This window comes from Desulfovibrio sp. 1214_IL3152 (genome assembly GCF_036763055.1).
Classification (GTDB): domain Bacteria; phylum Desulfobacterota; class Desulfovibrionia; order Desulfovibrionales; family Desulfovibrionaceae; genus Desulfovibrio.
In genome coordinates, this window is sequence record NZ_JBAIYW010000206.1 from 1 (window position 1) to 1133 (window position 1133).

Sequence of the window (1133 nt, forward strand, 5' to 3'; positions counted from 1 at the left end):
CTTCTGCTGCCGGAGCCGTTTCCGGCGGGCAGGGCATGCAGGCGGCCCAGGCATCGCAGGCTTCCCAGGCATCGCAAGCTTCCCAGGCATCGCAGGCTTCCATGATAAGCCAGATGCTGCTGGGCGTTGCCGACGAAAATCCTGACGTGAACCCGCATGAAGACGTGCTGCGCGAAGCTTTTAACCAGGCTTCGGGTACTCTTGATATGTGGGACTCTTACGTCGGCACCCTGGGCGATGTCGGTAAGGGAGGCTCCTTGCGCGATGCCTATGCCCTGTTGCAGGGCATAGACGGACAGGTGAACGCCCTGAAAGAAAATACCGCGGGCCTGCGCGGACAAAACCCCGGCCTGGATACCCTGGTGAACAATCTGGAGGTGCTTGCCGCCACAGAAAAGTTCAAATTCAACCGCGGGGACTATAACGTTTAACGTCAAAATCCCTTGAAGTACGATGTATTTCAAGGGTGATGCCCTGTCTGAGCTTGCGTTTTCAGACAGGCGGCGCGCCGTACCTCATGCGGCGCAACAAAGCTGTTTTGGTTTTCCACAGGTTTGTAAACGAAAAGGCCGTGAATTTCAGGGATTCACGGCCTTTTTCTATGCGTGTGGGTGTGTTCTATTTCGGCCGGGGCGTCTTTTGCGGGTCGTTCAGCCCCGGCCGCATGGGGGAAGATTGCTTTGGGAACATCCGTTTGGGAGGGGATGCATCTCAGGGAAAGGACTTATGTTTTCCGTCAAAGGCCGCGCAGGCAACTTGCGCTGTTCTGACGGCGGGCGGCTGCCTGTGGCCGCCGCCCGGCGACTGGAAGGTTCAGTTTGCAAACATGCTCTGAGCAGAGGTGTGTGTTTTAGAGCAATTTCACTTTGAAATTGCTCTGGCGGCTGCGTGAGCAGACGTTCGCTACGGAGGCGTAAGCGCAGTTTATCTGCGCGGTTAAACGCCGAAGTGAGCGTGCCTTAAACTTTGCGAATGTATGTTCTCAAAGTTAATCTGCTCTAGTTCTGCTTGGCGTCAGGGGCAGTGGTGTTCTGGTCCATAGTGTTGGGCATTCCGTAGCCCATTCCGTACCCCTGGCCGTGCATGCCCCTGCCGCCGTGACCCATACCGTGACCCATGCCGCGCCCCATGCA

1 protein-coding gene is annotated in these 1133 nt (G+C 56.8%); it reads left to right on the plus strand.

Annotated elements, in window-relative coordinates; genetic code table 11:
• Positions 1 to 431 (plus strand): hypothetical protein (locus tag V6C07_RS04385; RefSeq protein ID WP_333535144.1); only part of this gene is annotated, 431 nt, incomplete at its 5' end.
• Between the last annotated feature and the right edge of the window lie 702 nt (positions 432 to 1133).